The organism is Methanoregula sp. (genome assembly GCF_028712425.1).
GTDB lineage: Archaea > Halobacteriota > Methanomicrobia > Methanomicrobiales > Methanospirillaceae > Methanoregula.
Genome location: NZ_JAQTQD010000017.1, coordinates 41,663 through 60,486, shown reverse-complemented (window position 1 = coordinate 60,486; position 18,824 = coordinate 41,663). Strand labels below are relative to the sequence as shown.

The 18,824-nt window shown below is 52.2% G+C and carries 22 protein-coding genes; 12 read left to right on the top strand and 10 right to left on the bottom strand.

The window, feature by feature from the left end; genetic code table 11:
• Positions 1-4: 4 nt before the first annotated feature.
• On the bottom strand, positions 5-166 hold the full coding sequence (locus tag PHF39_RS10045; RefSeq protein ID WP_300223549.1) for a hypothetical protein: 162 nt from the start codon (positions 164-166) through the stop codon (positions 5-7).
• Between the two features lie 377 nt (positions 167-543).
• Here PHF39_RS10045 and PHF39_RS10040 point away from each other — a divergent pair, with 377 nt between their 5' ends.
• A complete protein-coding gene (locus PHF39_RS10040) occupies positions 544-690 on the top strand; it encodes a hypothetical protein (protein ID WP_300223525.1) in 147 nt (48 codons plus the stop codon).
• A gap of 244 nt (positions 691-934) precedes the next feature.
• On the opposite strand, the gene PHF39_RS10035 is transcribed toward PHF39_RS10040, so the two are convergent.
• From PHF39_RS10035 to PHF39_RS10005, 7 genes are all read right to left on the bottom strand, one after another.
• Positions 935-1,378 (bottom strand): HEPN domain-containing protein, encoded by a 444-nt coding sequence (locus tag PHF39_RS10035; protein WP_300223556.1) that lies wholly within the window; start codon positions 1,376-1,378, stop codon positions 935-937.
• The gene (locus tag PHF39_RS10030; protein WP_300223523.1) at positions 1,356-1,913 is read right to left on the bottom strand and encodes a nucleotidyltransferase domain-containing protein; all 558 of its coding nucleotides are present in this window, start codon (positions 1,911-1,913) and stop codon (positions 1,356-1,358) included. The genes PHF39_RS10035 and PHF39_RS10030 overlap by 23 nt, the downstream gene beginning before the upstream one ends.
• Positions 1,914-2,508: 595 nt before the next feature.
• On the bottom strand, positions 2,509-2,763 hold the full coding sequence (locus PHF39_RS10025) for a type II toxin-antitoxin system HicB family antitoxin (RefSeq protein WP_300223522.1): 255 nt from the start codon (positions 2,761-2,763) through the stop codon (positions 2,509-2,511).
• Positions 2,764-2,858: 95 nt separating this feature from the next.
• The gene (locus tag PHF39_RS10020) at positions 2,859-3,053 is read right to left on the bottom strand and encodes a hypothetical protein (protein ID WP_300223520.1); all 195 of its coding nucleotides are present in this window, start codon (positions 3,051-3,053) and stop codon (positions 2,859-2,861) included.
• 2 nt (positions 3,054-3,055) lie between these two features.
• Positions 3,056-3,283 carry a type II toxin-antitoxin system HicA family toxin gene (locus tag PHF39_RS10015; RefSeq protein ID WP_015285770.1) on the bottom strand — a complete coding sequence of 76 codons (228 nt, stop codon included), beginning with the start codon at positions 3,281-3,283 and terminating at the stop codon, positions 3,056-3,058.
• 78 nt (positions 3,284-3,361) lie between these two features.
• Positions 3,362-3,640: a hypothetical protein gene (locus tag PHF39_RS10010; protein WP_015285769.1), complete on the bottom strand. Its 279-nt coding sequence runs from the start codon at positions 3,638-3,640 to the stop codon at positions 3,362-3,364.
• A 152-nt stretch (positions 3,641-3,792) separates the two neighbouring features.
• A complete protein-coding gene (locus PHF39_RS10005) occupies positions 3,793-3,954 on the bottom strand; it encodes a hypothetical protein (RefSeq protein WP_015285768.1) in 162 nt (53 codons plus the stop codon).
• A 377-nt stretch (positions 3,955-4,331) separates the two neighbouring features.
• Here PHF39_RS10005 and PHF39_RS10000 point away from each other — a divergent pair, with 377 nt between their 5' ends.
• The 3 genes from PHF39_RS10000 to PHF39_RS09990 all read left to right on the top strand — a co-directional run bounded on the left by PHF39_RS10000 (position 4,332) and on the right by PHF39_RS09990 (position 11,414).
• Positions 4,332-5,285 carry a hypothetical protein gene (locus tag PHF39_RS10000; protein WP_300223515.1) on the top strand — a complete coding sequence of 318 codons (954 nt, stop codon included), beginning with the start codon at positions 4,332-4,334 and terminating at the stop codon, positions 5,283-5,285.
• A gap of 340 nt (positions 5,286-5,625) precedes the next feature.
• Complete coding sequence (locus tag PHF39_RS09995) at positions 5,626-9,201, top strand: PKD domain-containing protein (RefSeq protein WP_300223513.1); 3,576 nt, start codon at positions 5,626-5,628, stop codon at positions 9,199-9,201.
• Entirely contained in the window at positions 9,198-11,414 is a 2,217-nt protein-coding gene (locus tag PHF39_RS09990; protein ID WP_300223510.1) for a PKD domain-containing protein, read from the top strand. Before PHF39_RS09995 ends, PHF39_RS09990 begins: the two co-directional genes overlap by 4 nt.
• A gap of 772 nt (positions 11,415-12,186) precedes the next feature.
• Here the strand turns inward: PHF39_RS09990 and PHF39_RS09985 are convergent.
• A complete protein-coding gene (locus tag PHF39_RS09985; protein ID WP_300223508.1) occupies positions 12,187-12,327 on the bottom strand; it encodes a type II toxin-antitoxin system HicB family antitoxin in 141 nt (46 codons plus the stop codon).
• 122 nt (positions 12,328-12,449) lie between these two features.
• On the opposite strand from PHF39_RS09985, the gene PHF39_RS09980 reads away from it, so the two are divergent.
• From PHF39_RS09980 to PHF39_RS09945, 8 genes are all read left to right on the top strand, one after another.
• On the top strand, positions 12,450-12,983 hold the full coding sequence (locus PHF39_RS09980; RefSeq protein ID WP_300223507.1) for a thiamine-phosphate synthase family protein: 534 nt from the start codon (positions 12,450-12,452) through the stop codon (positions 12,981-12,983).
• 26 nt (positions 12,984-13,009) lie between these two features.
• Positions 13,010-13,201 (top strand): 30S ribosomal protein S17e, encoded by a 192-nt coding sequence (locus PHF39_RS09975; RefSeq protein ID WP_300223505.1) that lies wholly within the window; start codon positions 13,010-13,012, stop codon positions 13,199-13,201.
• Between the two features lie 7 nt (positions 13,202-13,208).
• Positions 13,209-14,186, top strand: a complete 978-nt coding sequence (gene dapA, locus PHF39_RS09970; protein ID WP_300223503.1) for a 4-hydroxy-tetrahydrodipicolinate synthase — start codon at positions 13,209-13,211, stop codon at positions 14,184-14,186.
• Positions 14,187-14,193: 7 nt separating this feature from the next.
• Entirely contained in the window at positions 14,194-14,958 is a 765-nt protein-coding gene (dapB, locus tag PHF39_RS09965; RefSeq protein ID WP_300223501.1) for a 4-hydroxy-tetrahydrodipicolinate reductase, read from the top strand.
• Between the two features lie 134 nt (positions 14,959-15,092).
• Positions 15,093-15,266 (top strand): 4Fe-4S binding protein, encoded by a 174-nt coding sequence (locus tag PHF39_RS09960; RefSeq protein WP_015285759.1) that lies wholly within the window; start codon positions 15,093-15,095, stop codon positions 15,264-15,266.
• 253 nt (positions 15,267-15,519) lie between these two features.
• Positions 15,520-16,539 carry an aspartate-semialdehyde dehydrogenase gene (gene asd, locus PHF39_RS09955; protein WP_300223499.1) on the top strand — a complete coding sequence of 340 codons (1,020 nt, stop codon included), beginning with the start codon at positions 15,520-15,522 and terminating at the stop codon, positions 16,537-16,539.
• A gap of 16 nt (positions 16,540-16,555) precedes the next feature.
• Positions 16,556-16,837, top strand: a complete 282-nt coding sequence (albA, locus tag PHF39_RS09950) for a DNA-binding protein Alba (RefSeq protein WP_300223497.1) — start codon at positions 16,556-16,558, stop codon at positions 16,835-16,837.
• Positions 16,838-16,943: 106 nt separating this feature from the next.
• On the top strand, positions 16,944-17,414 hold the full coding sequence (locus tag PHF39_RS09945; RefSeq protein WP_300223495.1) for a hypothetical protein: 471 nt from the start codon (positions 16,944-16,946) through the stop codon (positions 17,412-17,414).
• 226 nt (positions 17,415-17,640) lie between these two features.
• Here the strand turns inward: PHF39_RS09945 and PHF39_RS09940 are convergent, their stop codons facing one another.
• Positions 17,641-18,774 (bottom strand): DUF373 family protein, encoded by a 1,134-nt coding sequence (locus PHF39_RS09940; RefSeq protein WP_300223493.1) that lies wholly within the window; start codon positions 18,772-18,774, stop codon positions 17,641-17,643.
• Positions 18,775-18,824: the final 50 nt, after the last annotated feature.

Here is an 18,824-nt window from a genome sequence, read left to right as displayed (position 1 = left end):
GCATTCATGGAATGATTGCTTTCAGCCGTTTCATGGTTGCCCGGAATTCTTCCTCGCTGATTGCCGATGAGATTTTTCCCCGGGTGACTGCACCCCCATACGGGAGCAGGCCTCTCCGGTAGGGTTTGCCAATAACATCTTCCGGTTTGAATTTTTTTGCCGGCATTTTTTCGAGCACCGTTATATCTTATGTTGTATCGTGTATCAGATAAGGATTTGTGAGGGAGTCGCCGGAGTATCATCCCCTGCCGGGTCGCATGCACTCCTTGGCCCGCCGTATCCCCCTTGCTTCCGCCCGGCCCTCTTCATAATCCTTTCCCCGGTGCACCGCTCCCGGTCCATCCGATCGTTCACGGCGAGGATTTTTTATCCGGCCCGATATGCCGCAGGAATCTCCAAAACAAATTATATTCTTATTTTTCACTCAGTTGAAAGATATATCGTGTCATATTTTGATCAACAGTTTGATGTTAAAAATTGGTAAAACCAATTACTAATTTTTAACGCGCGCGTGGGGCGGTGCCCTGCGCGGAGGTACAGAACATGAAGAAACAAGAACACATGAACAGAATGTGGTGGATGGCCTCTGCGGTCGTCCTCCTGTTCGTCGTTACGGCGGTTATGCCGGTGGCGGGGGAATATGATAAAGCCCAAGAGATGAGCCTTTGCTCGCATCCGGCAGTCGTTTGATTTGTGCCTGGCACGGTATCCGGTCGTCTTTGTTAAGAATGATATCCCGGATCTTTTTTGGAGATGATGAAAATTATAGCAATTAAGGCCACCAATTAATTTCATTAATTTTTTTAATTTTTTGAGGAGACACGATTCCGATGGTTAATCCGTACAGCGCTGAACACCCGGTCCCTCCGGAAAAATTTGCCGGGCGGGTACACCAGATTGAGGATTTTTTTTTAAAACCGTCAACCAACAGGAATTATCGCAGTGTCTTCACAAGAAGTTCCATACGGCCGATAAATTCTCCGGCGTCTGCCAGAGCCTGCCGGATTTCCGGGAGGCTCGGCCGGGCATCCAGGCTGTACTGATCGTTCTGGCGCAGTCCACGCATATGATCGAACTGCAGGACCCACTCGTCTTCCAGTAATCCTTTTTCCCGGTAGGATTCGAGATACACGCCGATGCAATAATGACTCTTCTCCCGTACTCCGTCGCGATACAGCAAAGCCCGGGCTGCATGGAAATATCCCATGTACACTGCAATCAGGGCAGATCGCGGTGCATCGGCGTCACAATCATACCCGGCCTCCGTGATCCATTCCCTGGCCTGTGCAAGAGACAGATTTGCCTTATCGACCGATGCAGGAACTTTTCGCAAAAGGCCTCGCTCGTAACATTCGTCAAGACGTGTCAGGAGATTCACCTTCAAGGGGTATCGTCTGTTTTCTGAACGACCAGTAAAACGGTTCGTCGGTTTTCTTCAGGTTTTCCATTTTTTCCCGGGTGAGAACGAGAAGATGGACCTCAACAGATAATGTCCGCGAGACAGTACGCTCAACTTCTGCGACCAGTATGCTGGTCGGCGGGGTTGCGCACAAAACCCAGAGGTCGAGATCGCTTTCATCCGTATTCGTTCCATCAGCCCAGCTCCCGTACATGCCGGTGCCGAGCGCCCACGCAGGTTTGTGAAATGCACCGGAGACACGGTCGATATTCAGGAAACGTTTCACCGTTGCGGTCCATGCTGAATTTTTCAGAGTATAGATCCGGTTGTTTCGCAGGAGCAGTCCCTCGCGTTCGAGCAGTGCAAGGTACGGGGAGACGAGCCCTTTTGAAAGCCCGGTCTTTGTCGCGAGCTGCTGCACGGAGCAGGCCGGCACCGTGAGAGCCGCACGGAGCAGTGCGATGCGTTCTCCGGTTCGGAAGAGGGCGGAGAGATCATGGGGCGTTTCGTTCATAATTCCTGAACAATAGGTTCACGTTTCATGAACAAAATGTTTGCGGAACGTGAACGAACGTGAAGGGTGTGATATGCATTCCTGCCTCCGACCCCGCACGCTCGGGGCATTTTATGTGACATCACCCGGACAACCAGATCCCCCGCCCATCCATAAAAACATTTCCCCCCATTCGTCCCCCGGTTCCCCTTGGCGCGCCACTCGTCCGGCAGGCAATCCGGATAATTATCGCGCGTTAATTTCAAAAATAAAGTATATTCTTATTTTTTACTCTGTCGATAAATATATAACCTCATATGCGATCAATACTTTCTGTTTAACAATTTGCAGGCATCAAAAGCAACTTGTTAACGCGCGCGGGGCGGTGCCCTGCGTGGAGGTACAGAACATGAAGAAACAAGAACACATGAACAGAATGTGGTGGATGGCCTCTGCGGTCGTCCTCCTGTTCGTCGCTGCGGCAGTGGTGCCGGTGGCGGCGGATAAGATTATTTCCCTACAATGAGTGAATCTATCAGTGTACAATGTAAAGCATGCCGCCGCTGGCACGTACGGGTCCAACATTGGCGGGGATGGGAGCATGTACGGCTGGCTGTCACTCGCATGAAGTAGCGTTCTGCCGCGAACGCTCGTCCAGGAGATCGCGCAATACTTCCCTGCCCTGCGGCTCCGGGATCTCACGTCTCAAGCTCCGGGCAGTTGTCAGCCAGAGATCTATTGCGGTCTTGATCTCCCGTAATGCCTGTTCTTCGCTTTCACCATATGCCGAGCAGCCGGGCAATTCCGGTACCACCGCAATATACCCCTCATCATCTTCGCTGTAGAAGATCTCTATTGCATATTTATACACCGGGCTCCTCCTCCAGAAGCGAATATTTTTCAATGATTGTACAAAGCTGTTTTACCTGACATTGAGTTTCGCCATTTCTTACCTGGTACATGAGATCATTTCTTCTTTGAGATCTCATCCCGGAATTGTTCAGGGGGCATCGTTTCCGGTTTGAAGAACCCGGCGTTTTCCAACAGAGCCGGAATACGGTACTTGATCAGGTTCTTGTCTGAAGTCAGGAAATAATCTGAATTGTACGCCATCGCATATGCGTGGTTAAGTCCGGTCCGTGGGTTCGCGGATCGTGACATGATTATTCCTGAATCCGCCGGAGATATTCTTCCCGCGTCATGCCGATAGTTTTCATATTATTGAGGATGATCGTAACAGGGACTTCATCATACCGGGGAATCACGACTGCCCGTTTTGCAGAGGGATGGTGGAAGATCAAATGATCGCCGCTCTGGCGAATAAATGTGCATCCTGATTTTTCAAATACCCGTACCTGTGTTTTCCAGTCTGTTGGGGAAATTTTTTTCATCAGGCATCACACGCGACAGACCTGGAGAAGTTGCTGGCGAACAAACGATCTCGTATCGTGGAATATATATATTCCGTATTATTGTATTGAGACCGGGACCCGGATCTCTTCAAAGCAAACGATCTTTTTGCCGGTCTTGATCACATCCCCGTCCCGGGTATACCCGGATTCGCTGAGCAGATCATCAAGAGTTCCCAGTTTTTCCGTTTCTTCCAGCTGAATAGCGATGACTTCCAGTAAGTTCTTACGCGCTTCTTCCGGTGTGTGACCGCAGCTGGCGATATCGAGCTCCGGGCAATAGGACGTATACATGCCCCCCTCTTTCCAGATTTCGGCAGTGGTGATGAGATTCCGCATATGCCCTCTCTCCGGTTACCTGTATGTTTGTACCTGGTAATGAGATATGTGGTGCTGGAACTCAAGGCATTCATTGCATGTCCAGGTATTGTGCCGGATAATGGATGTTCAATGCACGGGAAATACCGGAGTATCGAGAAAAACAGAGGAGTTCATGGACGAAGAGCTTTCAATCGTTTCATATCGGCGTTGTGCTCTTCCTCACTGACTGCAAATGCGATCTTTCCCCGAACAATTCCACCCCCGTACGGGAGCAGGCCTCTCCGGTAGGGTTTCCCGATAACGTCTTCCGGTTTGAATTTTTTTGCCGGCATTTTTTCGAGCACCTTTGTGTCTTATGTTGTATCGTGTATCAGATAAGGATTTGTGAGGGAGTCGCCGGAGTATCATCCCCTGCCGGGTCGCATGCACTCCCTGGCCCCGCCGTATCCCCCTTGCTTCCGCCCGGCCCTCTTCATAATCCTTTCCCCGGTGCACCGCTCCCGTTCCATCCGATCGTTCACGGCGAGAATTATCGATCCGGCATAATATGCCGCAGGAATCTCAAAAACAAATTATATTCAAACTTTTCATGTAAACGAAAGATATATCGTGTCATATTTTGATCAATGTTTCATTGTTAATAAACTGCCATGATCAATGGTTTTTTGTTGACGCGCGCGGGGCGGTGCCCTGCACGGAGGTACAGACTATGGCAAAAGGAAACAAAGATTTGAACAGAATGTGGTGGATGGCCTCTGCGGTCGTCCTCCTGTTCGTCGCGCTGGCGGTTGGGCCGGTGGCGGCGAGTAATGTAATCTACACGAACACCGCGCATAACAACAACCACACGTACGTCCCAATGGCAAATCCCCTCATCAAGTACGATAGCACGTATCTGGGTAACCCGTATTATTACGTCAACCTGACGAATCCCACGGGGGGGATGAATGCGCTCCACATTGCGGACAGTGACGCTCCCGCCAATGCCAAAGGAACTTGCTATGAAAAAACCAGTGCCGATCTGAATGGTACATTCTATGTAACGGATACCGGGGGAAAAGGCGGACAGGATAACATTATCCTTCTCATAGCGGTCAACAGTATCAACAATTCTACAACAGAGATCGATAGTGTATCCATTAACATCTCGGCAAGCGGGTATACCTGGACTCCGATTAGCTCTGGGTCACCCCCCTCCACGGTCAATTACGAGACACCACTCAGTGCAAAGTTATTCACCTCAGCGGATTTCCTGGAGAACGATTCTGTTGATTTATTCCAGAAATGGAAATTTGCACCAACTGCAGACTACCCGATCTACTGCGGCCAGGATATGAGCGTGAGCGGGGATAAATACTTCAAGTTGTGGGCCATTGACACCAAGGTGGGAACAATCAATGGTACCTGGTGGAATGTTACCCAAAAACGTACTCTTCTTCCGAATAACAATGCGACAAAAATCACGTACAACATCACGAAAGGGAGTTTATCAAATGATTCCATCATTGCCTTCAATGCCTATGCGTATAACAATAAAACAATCTCCCAAAAAGATGGATCGTCATTGCCCCCGGCTATCAACTGGCTGAATAAGGTGTACTACTTGAATGAAGACGTTGATACGACGTTATGTAGCGGATGGAAGGTTAATATAACCTCATAAAAAAACAAAATTACAAAAACACGGAAAGCTGCCGGGTTCCGGCACATACTTCCCCTTTTTTTTCGCGTGATGAGATAGATTATCTTCGTTGTATGAATGGGGAAATTGAATTAAAATTATTTGAATATTGATCAAATGATCGATATTAACATAATAACAAAATCAATTAAAAACAATTAACATATCCGGCAATTAATACATTCATAATGTATTTCGGAAAATATCTATCGGTCCCGGACATTGTCTTGGATCCGTTCTCACTAACACACTTTTGGATTACAGCAGGAGATATTCTCTCTCAGGAAAACCTTCTTGAAAATACGGCTGTAATGGGGATCGCATGAAACCGCGGCTGTTTCGAGTGGCAGCCATCATTCTGCTGATCTATCTTACATTCTTTATTATGCCGGTTACCGCAGAACTTGCCAGTTCTCCATGGCCGAAGTCTGGCTACGATCTCAACAATACCGGGCAATCCCCCTTTACTGGCTCACAGTCCGGAACACCAAAATGGTCTTATAATCCCAACATAGGTTTTCAGTATCAGAGTCCGGTTATTGGATCCGATGGAACGATCTATTATGGAGATAAAAGTGCGAATCTCCGAGCAATAAACACGGATGGAACATTAAAATGGATAGTCCCAAAAACAATGTACGGTTGGGGGAATATATATGGGCCTGTGGCAATAGGGTCGAACGATATCCTCTATTTTGGAGATCAGGATACGTATGTCTATGCAGTATATGCCTCAGATGGAACAAAAAAATGGAAATCCTCTACCAGTATTGGTGTAGAAATATATGGCAGTCCGACGATTGGTGCTGATGGTACGATCTATGTAGCGTCCGATGCGCTTTATGCTTTCGATTCACAAGGAACCCTGAAATGGAAAAATACCACAGGGACAGCAAATTATGCCACTCCTGCGATTGGGCCGGATGGGACCATATATATTGGTAGCCAGACCACAAGCACCTTTTATGCATATAACTCTGATGGTATCCTGAAGTGGAGCAATACTTCAGGAGCAGTTAAAGGATCTGCGGCAATCGGATCGGATGGGACCACCTATATTGGAAGTAGTGGAGATAGTAACGTCTATGCATGGAATCCTGATGGTACCCTGAAATGGAAAAATACGTCAGGAGCACTTACATTTGGATCTCCTGCAATTGCGAAAGATGGAACGATCTATGTTGGGGGTACGAGTGCCCTTTATGCATGGAACCGGGATGGTACCCTGAAATGGTCATATAACTGTGGAAAGATATATGGAGCCCCCGTTATAGGGGCGGATGGAACAATCTATTTTATAACGTGGGAGGGTAACATCTACGGCCTTACTCCGGATGCAATCCTTAAATGGTCCTATAAAACAGCTAATACAAATTATGGATCGCCCGCAATTAGTGCGGATGGAACGGTTTATGCTTCAAGTTTTGATAGGAGGTTGCGCGCATTCCCCGGCGTAGTAACATTCACTGCCGACCAGATTGCCGGTCCAGCACCTCTCACCGTCCAGTTCACCGGCACATCGCCCCTCACTGTCACCGCATGGCACTGGGACTTTGGGGATGGCGTGACATCGGATGAACAAAACCCCCCGCATACTTATTCCTATGGGGGAGTCTATTCCGTCAATCTGACCATCACCAACAGTAATGGTATGAATACTCTCATCAAGACAAAATACATCAGCGTGTATTCTCCCCCGACAGCAGCTTTCACGGCAACCCCTGTTTCCGGAAAAAGCCCGCTGTCCGTTTCGTTCACCGATCAGTCAACCGGGGCACCGACATCCTGGTACTGGGAATTTGGGGATGGAACAACATCAACCGAGCAGAACCCTGTTCATATATTCACCGCATCTGGATCGTCAACTACTACTTATACAGTTAACCTCACCGCAACAAATTCTGTCGGTACCAACACCACCAGTAAGACCGATTACATCACCCCATATTCGACAGCACCGGTAATATCGTTTACTGCATCTCCCAGAGTTGGAGTTGTATTTCAGACCATTCAGTTCAATGATATCTCGATTCACTCTCCAACTGCATGGCTCTGGGACTTTGGAGACGGTACTACATCAACCGATCAGAACCCGACACATACCTATTCAGCGGTCGGAAATTATTCTATCAACCTCTCGGCGACTAATGTATTCGGAACAAGTTCCCGTTTAAAAAATAGCTTTATTGATATTGTGACACCGGGCCCAATCGATCCAGCCTATCCATACCTTTACGTTGCTAACGATGAAGGTGTCAAGTTCGATCTAAACGGCACCAATCCCGTCTACGTCCCCAATACCTACTCTTTCGCCACGATGGGGGGACTGAACGCCCTGCACATCTCATCGGGAAACTCCGTCTCTGATATAACCACCACCACCAACCAGTCCGGTACATTCTATTTCACCCATACCGGGGGCCAGCCGACCATGCCCGAGGGAATCCTGATGCTCGCCGTCAACGGGACGATCCCCGATGATTTCCGTGTCCATATCCGGTCGAGCGGGGACAACTGGACACCTTTCGGTCCTGCCTATACCAACGGAGGCGCACCTACTGAATGGAATTACAAAGAAGGTGCCGTGGATCAGACCTTCACAAAGGACGATTTCATCTACGGTCCGCAGAGCTGGAAACCCGATGGATATCCGATCTATTACGGGGAGGACCAGGCCGATCCCATCAACCAGTTCCGGATCATGTTCATCGACCTGAACGCCGGGAAAGCGTATCATAATATCAAGATTGAATATGCGTTCACCAACCTGACGAGTTTTGCTGTATTCAATGCATACGGGTGGTATCTTGCCAGTTCCCACGGCACTATGATCATGACCAACGATGTCACAGGGGGCTCCACCTATGGCCCCAGCGGGTATTCGGTCATTGGCATTCCCGATGTCCCGAAGGCAGATTTCACCAGAGATACGCCTTACGGATGGCACAACCGGTCTCCAATCCGGTTCACAGACATAACAACAAACGTTCCGCAGTCCTGGCACTGGGACTTCGGCGACGGTACATCCTCCTTCGATCAGAACGTGGTCCATATGTACACGAATGCGGGCACCTATACGGTGAATCTCACAGTGACGAATGTAAAAGGCACCAATTCCAGGACGCAGGATATAACGCTCACTGTTCCACCGGTGCCTGTTGCTGACTTCATCGTAAATGTCACAACGGGCACCTCTCCTATAGCGGTCCAGTTCAACGATACCTCAACCAATTTTCCGGTTACATGGTTGTGGGACTTCGGGGACGGCACAAATTCAACCGAACAGAATCCGCTCCACTGGTATGCACTAGGAACGTATTCGGTAAATCTTACGGTCACAAACGGTGGCGGAGGTAACAGTGTTCTCAAGTCCAGTCTTATCGCGGTGGCATCGAACGGAAGATCAAACCAGTTCGCCAACCCAGGGTTCGAGACCGGCGATAGTACCGAATGGACAACAGGGAAATATGCATCCGTATCGTCAGCTACAGCCCATACCGGCAGCTATTCGGCATTCTTGAATAGTGATGGCAGTGTTGCGGATAGTTATGTGATCCAGTACGTCGATCTGACGGATGCTACCGTCATCTCGTTCTGGGGGTATGGTGGGTCCTGCAGCGTAACGCAGAGTTTCAATATTAATATAGATGGAGAAACAGTTCAGGCCCCCGGTATAATCCAGACCGGCTGGAACCAGTATACGATCCCGATAACCGGGTATACCGGGGTCCATCCGGTTCAGGTAGCGTTCGATAGAAAGTATATAGCGGTAAATTCCTACGTCGACGACTTCTGCGCCGGCTCCGGTACCACCTGCGGCAACTCCGGCACACCCACCCCCCCCCCACCGCCTCCTTCACCGCCACCCAGGTCAACGGCGTCGCCCCGCTGGCCGTGACCTTCACCGACACCTCGACCAACAGCCCGACGTCATGGTCCTGGGACTTCGGGGACGGCGGGATCGTGACATTCGACAAGCCGGTGAACCCGACACACACCTACGGCTCGGCCGGGACCTACCCGGTCAAGCTCACGGCAGCCAATGCCGGGGGAAGCAGCACGATAACCAAGGCCGGCCTCGTGTACGTGGTCAACGCCACCGGGCCGGTCCCGGGTAACAACAAGACATACATCCGGACAGCGAACCACGACGGCATCCGGTGGGACGACAACGGCAACGGCACGTATTACATTCAGGGCGGTTCGGGGGGCCTCTCCGCGATCCACATCTCGACCGATCCTGCAGACACGTCCAACAAGGTCACGATAACGAACAGCCAGTCCGGGACATTCTATATCACCGGGGATTCGTACGAAGACGAGGTCGTCCTCCTGCTGGCGGTCAACGGCACCATCCCGGACGATTTCACGGCCCGGATCAAGACCAGCGGGTACACGTGGACGCCGACCGGCTCCGCGCCGGCTTCGGGTAGTTACACCTACCAGTCCACCGCGCTCGACCAGACGTTCACGAAAGCCGACCTCTTCTATGGCCCGCAGAGCTGGAAGCCCACGCAGGGCAACGCGGACTACCCGCTCTTCAAGGGAGAGGAGATGGACAGCCCGGCCAGCCAGTACCGGCTGATGTTCATCGACACGAGATCCGGCCTGCTCAGCAGCAGTCCGGGCCTGAAGAACAACGGCGCGGTCCGGGTCGACTACGCGTTCACAAACCTCCCGGACAACGCCGTCTTCAACGTGTACGGGTACCGTGCCTCGTCCGGCATGGGCTGGACCAACCCCATCGATAGCGGGTACTCCGTCACCGCGAAGGTGATCCCCCCGGTCGCGGACTTCGCCGCCAGCCAGACCAAAGGCATCGCACCGTTCAACCCGAGGTTCAGGGACACCTCGCTCAACACGCCGACCGGCTGGGCATGGGATTTCGGCGATGACGGTACCTCAGCAAAACAGATCCCGGACTACACCTACACGAAAGCCGGCACCTATTCGGTCAAACTCAACGCAACCAACAGCAAGGGCTCCGATACGAAGACCCGGACAAACTACATCACAGTAATCAACCCGGTCAGCACGAACAAGACCTTCGAACTCCCGGGTATCGTGACAAACGCCACCGGATCGAGCCAGGGCATCAACATCAGCGCCGCCAATGCAACCATCGACAGTACAAACACAAATATCGTCACGGTGGACAATGTCGGCACTGCCTGGGACCACCTGAAGATCACGCTCGATGCTCCTGCCGTGACCGACTCCGGGAACGTGACCGGCACAGTAAAGAGCGTGGAGGCCGTTGCCACCAATGTCAGCGTAGGTATCGAGTCGCTCGGCAATCCGAATGTGACGCTTACTCTTACGCTCTCGCAGCTCCCGAATAGCTCTGCCGCGATCAACAGTACCATTACGTCCGATCCCGACGCATCGGTCTGGAGCTCGTTCACCGCCGTCGCCGTATCGGAGAAGAAGAACATCATCGCTACCGCCTATACGGTCACCTTCACCAAGACCGATATCGCCAATTCCGGCACCGGCGGCATCATCCAGAGCGCCAACGTAACCATGGCGGTCAACCACACCTGGGTCGAGGACAACGGCGGCACGTCCCGCATTGCGGTCATGCACCGCTCGGACGAAGGCACGGTCACGTTCCTGACCACAGAATGGACCGGCCTCTGCGCTGCGGACGGCAACGACTACTTCGTCGCCATCTCCCCCACCGGCCTCTCGACGTTCGTCCTGACCGCATACTCGCCGGTGACGACAACCAGTTCCTCGTCGTCCTGGTCGTATTATGGCGGGAGCGACAGTTATACCTATTACCCGCCCCCCACAGCAATTCCAGCCGTCACAGCAACGGGGACCGCAACGCCAACACCAACCGCAACGCCGGTCCCCACCGAACCCACGAAACTGAAGGTGCGGATCACCCCGTGGCCGACCGGGGAGGTGCTGTCTGCACCGCAGGAGGAATCCATCATGCCAGCCGTCAGCAACACAACCGGACCGGGAATGAAAGTACTCTGGAAGAACCCGCTCTTCCTTGCCGCAGAGATCATCGCCGCAATCGCCATCCTTACCGTGGCAACCGCCGGCTACCTGAAGAAGCGTCGCCGCGACCGCGACCCGCTCAGGTGGGAGTACAAATGACAGCCGGATCGCCGGCATTGTGAACTGAGGACATCGGGATCATCGGCAGCACCGGGAAGACGCCTGTCTGTATCTGTTCCCAGCCCGGCGTCTATGCGGTATAGTATGAGTACCACGGTAAAGACAGGCTTCATTACGGCGGATTAACCCGGGGTGGATATGCAGGGACCGGGAGATATCCTTTTTTCCGGGCCTTGTCGGAGAGTCTCCCTGCTCGAAGAACTTCGTTCTTCGAAGACTTTCTTCTCATGTCTCATGTCTGATGCCTCTTGACATTCTCGAGCTCTTACTCCCTTTCAGGGAGTAATCGCACAGTAAAATTATCTCTTTAATTTGAGGTTATTTTTCGGATTGGAGCCCATTTTGAAAAACGGTTTTCCAGATAGTCGCCTTTTTTCGTGAATTACAGCAGGCGGTTTTGGAAATACGGGTGAACCAGGGAGATTTTCAGGATCTGGGTGCCATTTCAGCCTCTAAAAATCGCCTAATTGGTGCCTTTTGGATGGAGGATCGCTATTTTTTCCGGACATGAGCACGCGAAACGAACCGGGATGGCGTTTCCACAACCGTCCCCGCATACTTCCTTCAGAAGAACAGTCCCCCGGTACCGTTCAAAACGAATATCCGGATATGCCCTGGCAGGCGATTGCCGGTAAACCCGGCTTTGCTGAAAGCCTTTATTGCAGCATGACCGGATATTACGGGAAGTTTTACCATCGTTATAGGGAGACTTCGGCAACCTTGCTGCCCTGCCTGCGGTGCGCACGCTCGTTCAGTACGGCAACGCATCCTTGATGTTCTCCAGTGCCTCCTCCATGCTCTCCCCTTCGGAATGACAGCCGGGGAGCGCGGGGCAGCTGACCGTATATCCGCCATCTTCGGTATCCGGCGTTATGACAACTTTGAAGATCATACCAATGGACAATAGTGCTTCATTGAATCTGATAATAATTTTAAAGGGGAGAAGAGGAGGAATCGCAACAAAATACGGTGGCACCAGCGCCGTTAATAATCTCCCGGGCTCCACTACTTGTAATGGACCCGACCGCCGAACGCAGTGCAGTCATCGCACAGCTGGAGAGTGCCGTTGCCCCGCTTGCCGGATCGATCAATGCCAGGCTCATTCCCGCTTCCGGTGCACAGGTGGGGTACGCGATCCGGGGTGCCCGGGACAAAAACGGCATTGCAGCGATTGCGGGAAGGATAATCCGAGCCGGAGAACCTGCCGTTGATTGTGACTTTGGTTTGGACGAAGAGATAGCACGGATCATCCTGACTGTTATGAAATTCGATCCGCTCTACCGGAGCGCAGCCCTCCTCCGCTGTTCAGACCGGGCACTCGATGTGCTGGACGGGGATCTGTTCTTAGAATGCGCTTCGTATGATGCGACGAAAGCACCAAAAGGGATCAGCACCATGGACTGGGGGATCGCCTCGTGCTGCCATGATGAAATTCCCGACGCGATCTACGCGGAAAACGGCAGTGCTGCCAGTTCACCGCTCATCCTTCTTGCCGAGGATCCGGTCGACGTAGTAAACAATATCATTATCTGCTCAAACCGCATTTAATATATAGAATCCTTGAGGAATCGTTCATGGGAATCAAACCGTCATATATCAAGACAGTGGGAACCGAGCTTCTGAACAAGCAGCGGGAAAACTTCACGAACAACTTTGATGAGAACAAGCAGCAGCTGGGCTCGTCCGCCGTCATCGAGAGCAAGCGTGTCCGGAACCGGATCGCCGGATACATTACAAGAAAAATAAATACAAGGAAACGCTCATAACCTGTTCATGTTCGAAGGTGTCCTTCCGGCAATTATTACTCCTTTTAAAAGAACCCCTGCAATGGGCCTGGACATCCCGGGTCTTGAGCGGAACATCAGTTTTCTTCTTTCCCGCGGTATCCACGGGATTGTACCCTGCGGTTCTACTGGAGAGTCTGCGACCCTGACGTTCGATGAACATGAAAAGGTCATCGAGCTCACGGTTGAAAAGGTCAATGGCAGGATCCCCGTACTTGCCGGTACGGGTTCCAACAACACTGCCGAGGCAGTGCGCCTGACGAAGGCGGCGAAGGACATTGGTGCGGACGGCGTTCTTGCCATCAGTCCCTATTACAACAAGCCCAACCGTGCAGGTCTCATCAAGCACTACACGAAACTTGCGGATCTCGATATCCCGGTTGTGATGTACAATGTACCGGGGCGGACCGGCCAGAACCTTGAGCCGGACCTTGTCGCCGAGCTGGCACAGCACCCGAATATTGTCGGGATCAAAGAAGCGAGCGGCAACATCGGCCAGATCTCCCGGATCATCGAAGAGACCCAGGACGAGGACTTCCTGGTCATCTCCGGTGATGACGGCATCACGCTCCCGATCCTCGCGCTGGGCGGCTCCGGAGTCATATCAGTGACGGCAAATGTTGATCCGGCAAGGGTGGTAGCAATGTACGAAGCGTTCCGGCAGGGCGATTACCAGAAGGCTCTCGTGCTCCACTATGCGCTGTCACCCCTCCACCGTGCGATGTTCATTGACACGAACCCGATCCCGGTCAAGAAATCTGTTGAGTTAATCGGCCTTGCCGGTGGTCCGGTCCGGCTTCCGCTCGATGAACTGGACGCAAAGAAGACCGAGCAGCTCAAAAAAGTGCTTGCCACCATTCCGATCAAAGGATCTGTGCCGAAAGCAAATACCGCAGTAAAGAAGCCGGAAAAGGCGGCAGCGGCAAAACGGAAAACTAAACCCACAACCCGACGGCGTACACGGTGACGCGGATATGGTGAAAGTCGTTATCTGCGGAGCTTCGGGAAGGATGGGCCAGACTCTCGGGAGGATGGTCCATGAATCCGATGACCTGGAACTGGTGGGGGGCATCAATCTCAAGTCCAGTTCCTTTTTCGGGGCCGAGATTGTTGAAGCGAAAGATGCCGATGCCCTGTTAAAGAAGACAAAGGCAGACGTTGTCATCGATTTCACGATTGCCAGTGCGGTTGTCGGGAATGTCCAGGTGGCGGCACGGAACAACTGCGCCCTGATTATCGGCACTACCGGGATATCCCCGGCACAGCGGGCAGAGATCGAGAAGGCGATCCTCGGCCATGTCCCGGCTGTCATCACCACCAACTTCTCGATCGGGGTCGCCATCTTCCAGCAGCTCGTACGCCAGTCTGCCCGGCTTTTAAAAGACTATGACATCGAGCTCATCGAGGCACACCACCGGAACAAGAAGGATGCCCCGAGCGGCACGGCTAAAACCCTTCTCCAGATCATCGAGGAGGAGGCTGGCACCCGTGACAAGATGTACGGGCGCGAAGGCATGACCGAGCGGAAGAACGAGATTGGCGTGCACGTGATCCGGGGCGGTGACATCGTTGGCGACCATAAGGTCATGTACTCGAAGAACTTCGAGACCATCGAGCTCTCGCACCGTGCCTATGACCGGTCTGTCTTTGCCAGCGGTGCCCTGCAGGCAGCCCGCTGGGTTGTCGGGAAGAAGCCCGGCATTTATGACATGAACGATGTCCTTGGCCTGAAGAAGTAGTGCTTTTTCACACGATCATCTCTCTTTTTTTGGGGAAGTCCAAATTTTCATCACACCTGTCCAGTCAGTCACGGTGTCAGGATAGTAATCCTTTTTTTACCCTGAATAGAAACATATAACCCGGAGTGAACGAGTTGGTAGCAATCGTTGACAACGATAAGTGTACCGGATGTGAAACCTGCGTGAGCGAATGTCCCGCATCGGCAATCGCCATGGAGAACGACAAGGCCAAGGTTGACAAGGACATGTGTGTCGACTGCCAGACCTGCGTGGATGTCTGCCCGTCTGAAGCAATCCACATGGAATAAGGTGTCCGGTTCCTGCCGGCTCACTGTTTTTTTGTTGTCCCGCTCCTGGCATTATTGCCCGGAAGACATTGATTTCATCTTTGTTATGTGACGTGAATTATGGTCTCATCCCACCATGCTGTCTTCGCCGGATTCTCTCCCGTTATAAAAATTATAAAAAACAACGTTTTTATCATCCTAAGTGAAATGGGATTTTACAACCCGCCATCATTCTAAAAAGAACGGGGAAAACGAACATACAGGACCTGTCATCATGATCAATGTTGGAGTGCTCGGTGCTACCGGCGCGGTTGGTCAGCGATTTGTTGAACTTCTTGCGGATCATCCCTGGTTCAAACTTACGACGCTTGCCGCTTCCGAACGCAGTGCGGGAAAACCCTATGGAAAGATTGTGAAATGGCGCCTTGATACGCCCTTTCCGGAGAACATCGGGAAGATCAAAGTTGTCCCGACCTCTCCTTCTGCCATGAAGAATGTCGACCTTGTCTTCTCAGCCCTCCCGGCAGAGATTGCAGCCGCAACCGAAACGGAGTTTGCGGATGCCGGGATTGCAGTCTGCAGCAATGCAAGTTCCCACCGGATGGAACCAACGATTCCGCTTGTGGTGCCAGAAGTCAATCCGGAACACCTGGGCCTGATCGATGCCCAGCGGGATGCGGGACGTGACGGCTTCATTGTCACGAACCCGAACTGTTCCACCATAACGATGGTGACGGCGCTCGCTCCCTTGCAGAAGTTCACCTTCACCGATATCCGGGTTGCGACCATGCAGGCCATCTCCGGTGCGGGATTCGAAGGTGTGGCAGCGATGGCGATCTACGACAACGTCATCCCCTACATCGGCAAAGAAGAGGAGAAGATGGAGATGGAGGCGCTCAAGATCATGGGCACGCTCAAAGGAAAGAAAGTCCAGAATGCACCGTTCAAAGTCAGCGCCAGCTGCCACCGCGTGCCGGTGATTGACGGCCATACCATGGCAATCTGGGCGGATATCAAAGAACCGCTCGGAAAAATCCGGAAAGCGTTCCTGGATTACAAGCCCCCGATCAAAGGCCTGCCGACCCAGCCTGCCGAATCGGTGCACTTCTTTGACGAGGAACCTGACCGGCCCCAGCCCCGGCTCGACCGCATGAGGGGAAGGGGTATGACAGTCTCCGTAGGCCGGCTCCGCGAGGGAGTCCGGTTCGTTGCCATGGGCCACAACACGATCCGTGGCGCTGCCGGTGCAAGCGTACTGAACGCAGAACTGATCGTCAAGAAAAAATATCTCTGAAGTACGGGAGGCACCTATGCAGCAACAGAGAGAGAACACAGTATTCGTCGGCAACAAGCCCGTCATGAACTATGTACTTGCCGTGGTCACCCAGTTCAACAATGGTGCACCTGAAGTTGCGATAAAGGCGCGGGGAAAGGCAATTTCCCGTGCCGTGGATACTGCCGAAATCGCCCTGAACCGCTTCCTTGAGGGTGTGACCAAGAAAGAGATCCTCACCTCAACGGAGATCATCGATACCGATACCGGCAAAACGAACGTCTCGTCCATCGAGATCATCCTTGCCAACAACAAATAATACATTTTTTATATTATAATCACCACGGGTTTTCACGTTTTTCCGCCGGCATCCTCCCACGTATAACCATAAACGCTTTAAGGACTCTTCACGAAATGAGTATGTTATGCGAGCCCGTGCCGTGGCATTGATCCTGCTCCTTGCGGTGTTCCTGGCAGCCCCGGTCTTTGCTGCCGGGGAAGACCGGTATGGGTACATCAAGGTATACGATGTCGATGTGCAGCTGGACAATGGCACGGCAAATATCAACGTGAACTATTCTGTTGATGAGAGCACCAGGATCATCTTCTTTTTCTTTGGAAAACAGGACCTGAAAAACAAGCTGATGAAGATCCTGAACTATGATGAAGCCAAGATCCAGCGTATTGATCTTGAAGGTGCCGAGTTCACGGTCAATGAGGCGGCAGTCTCCTATGGCGACGGGATCTACTGGTACCCGGCCCATACCTTCAATGTCGTTATCCCCAATCTTACGGTCAGGTCCCCGCAGGTGACCCGGAACTTCACGATGGTGCGTGAGTTCCCCTCCGGGATCGGGTATTTCTCCCTGTCTGAAGTTCCCGGCCGCCAGGACTAACAGCTGCACGATAATGGGATCCACCTGTGGAATTCACCGGGGACTTCCTTTTCGTGATTTTTATTTCATGTTTTGCGGTGCCATAATATCGCGCGTTAGCATGGTCCCATTGTCGGGGCGCTGACAGTTGGCGGAACAGGTATAGTCCGGGCCTGTTGATCCTGCGATGGGGAAAAAACGAAAGATCTGCAGGATAATGGCAGGAAAACCATGCCAAAAAAGCACTTCAGATTGTCTCAATGATCTCTTCTTTTTTCTGCTCGGCAACCTTCTTTGTCACATAGTTCTGGATGAGGACTCCTGCTATTGCGGCGGCTATGCCGGCAATGGTATCCCAGAGAATGTACCGGGATATTGTCTCCTGGGAGAGCGGGAAGTCGGGCACACCCAGGGTGGGGATCAGGTAGATGCTGGCGGCATACAGGAGGAGGCCGATTGCCGTGACAAAGAACGGGAAGACGATCACCTTGCCGAGGTTCTTCCGGTCATTCTGGTAAACGTCGATAATGACGCCGACCGAGAGAACGAGCCCGGCAAAGATGAGCCATTCGATGGCACCGTAAATGAAGGTCACAAGGTAGGTGACCAGTCCCAGACTGCTGTCAGTGGAATAGTAGTGCAGGATGTTGTAGAATCCCAGGGTGAATCCGATGATGACGAGCAGGATAGTGGTCGTGTAGGTGATGAACGAGAACCGTCCGCGGGAGAGGGAGACACGGAGGGCGTCCATGACTCCATGCGTAAATTCATCGAATCCGAAGCCCTTGTACAGGAGGAAGCACCCGATCACCATGACGACGATGATGGTTGCAAGGCCGGGTGCACCGAGCAGGAACGCGCTTGCATAGAGCAGCATGGCAAGGCCTATCGGGATGAAGACCATACGGGAGATCTTCGGGTCATCGAAGAGTTTCTTCAGGATATAGTAGGTGCCTTCAAGATTGGGCATCTGGTTGACGATGACCCTGCGGATGCTGGTGACGGGGAGGAGAGACTGGATGATCGGGATGACATACTCGTCCTCGGCACCATCCGTGACAAGGACGCAGTTCGTTGCCTTCGTCTCTTCAACGACTTTCTTGAGCGAGGTTGCAATCCTGCGATCCCCTTCTATCATGTGCAGGTGGTTTCCTGCGACAACCGCGACTGCCGCATCTTCTCCTTTTGCCGTCAGCTCGTCATAGATCTTGATCGCAGAGAAGATGGCATTGACATCAGAGTCCTCGGGATCGGTGAGTGCAAGGGTATTTGCCGCTTTTAAGCACGCGGCGCGGCCGATGCACGGGCTTTCGATCTTGGCTTTCCAGCCGATATCGTCATCCCGGTCAACACTCAGGACCAGCGTCCGCCCCTCTGTCATTGTACTATAAAAATGCCGTAAATCTATTAAATCATTGCTGACGGCAGAAA

Excerpts from the sequence above, each read along its gene's own strand:
- PHF39_RS10045 (WP_300223549.1), bottom strand. The coding sequence starts at position 166 with ATGCCGGCAAAAAAATTCAAACCGGAAGATGTTATTGGCAAACCCTAC.
- PHF39_RS10040 (WP_300223525.1), top strand. The coding sequence starts at position 544 with ATGAAGAAACAAGAACACATGAACAGAATGTGGTGGATGGCCTCTGCG.
- PHF39_RS10030 (WP_300223523.1), bottom strand. The coding sequence starts at position 1,913 with ATGAACGAAACGCCCCATGATCTCTCCGCCCTCTTCCGAACCGGAGAA.
- PHF39_RS10020 (WP_300223520.1), bottom strand. The coding sequence starts at position 3,053 with ATGTCACGATCCGCGAACCCACGGACCGGACTTAACCACGCATATGCG.
- PHF39_RS10015 (WP_015285770.1), bottom strand. The coding sequence starts at position 3,283 with ATGAAAAAAATTTCCCCAACAGACTGGAAAACACAGGTACGGGTATTT.
- PHF39_RS10010 (WP_015285769.1), bottom strand. The coding sequence starts at position 3,640 with ATGCGGAATCTCATCACCACTGCCGAAATCTGGAAAGAGGGGGGCATG.
- PHF39_RS10005 (WP_015285768.1), bottom strand. The coding sequence starts at position 3,954 with ATGCCGGCAAAAAAATTCAAACCGGAAGACGTTATCGGGAAACCCTAC.
- PHF39_RS10000 (WP_300223515.1), top strand. The coding sequence starts at position 4,332 with ATGGCAAAAGGAAACAAAGATTTGAACAGAATGTGGTGGATGGCCTCT.
- PHF39_RS09995 (WP_300223513.1), top strand. The coding sequence starts at position 5,626 with ATGAAACCGCGGCTGTTTCGAGTGGCAGCCATCATTCTGCTGATCTAT.
- PHF39_RS09985 (WP_300223508.1), bottom strand. The coding sequence starts at position 12,327 with ATGATCTTCAAAGTTGTCATAACGCCGGATACCGAAGATGGCGGATAT.
- PHF39_RS09980 (WP_300223507.1), top strand. The coding sequence starts at position 12,450 with ATGGACCCGACCGCCGAACGCAGTGCAGTCATCGCACAGCTGGAGAGT.
- PHF39_RS09975 (WP_300223505.1), top strand. The coding sequence starts at position 13,010 with ATGGGAATCAAACCGTCATATATCAAGACAGTGGGAACCGAGCTTCTG.
- dapA (WP_300223503.1), top strand. The coding sequence starts at position 13,209 with ATGTTCGAAGGTGTCCTTCCGGCAATTATTACTCCTTTTAAAAGAACC.
- dapB (WP_300223501.1), top strand. The coding sequence starts at position 14,194 with ATGGTGAAAGTCGTTATCTGCGGAGCTTCGGGAAGGATGGGCCAGACT.
- asd (WP_300223499.1), top strand. The coding sequence starts at position 15,520 with ATGATCAATGTTGGAGTGCTCGGTGCTACCGGCGCGGTTGGTCAGCGA.
- albA (WP_300223497.1), top strand. The coding sequence starts at position 16,556 with ATGCAGCAACAGAGAGAGAACACAGTATTCGTCGGCAACAAGCCCGTC.
- PHF39_RS09945 (WP_300223495.1), top strand. The coding sequence starts at position 16,944 with ATGCGAGCCCGTGCCGTGGCATTGATCCTGCTCCTTGCGGTGTTCCTG.
- PHF39_RS09940 (WP_300223493.1), bottom strand. The coding sequence starts at position 18,774 with ATGACAGAGGGGCGGACGCTGGTCCTGAGTGTTGACCGGGATGACGAT.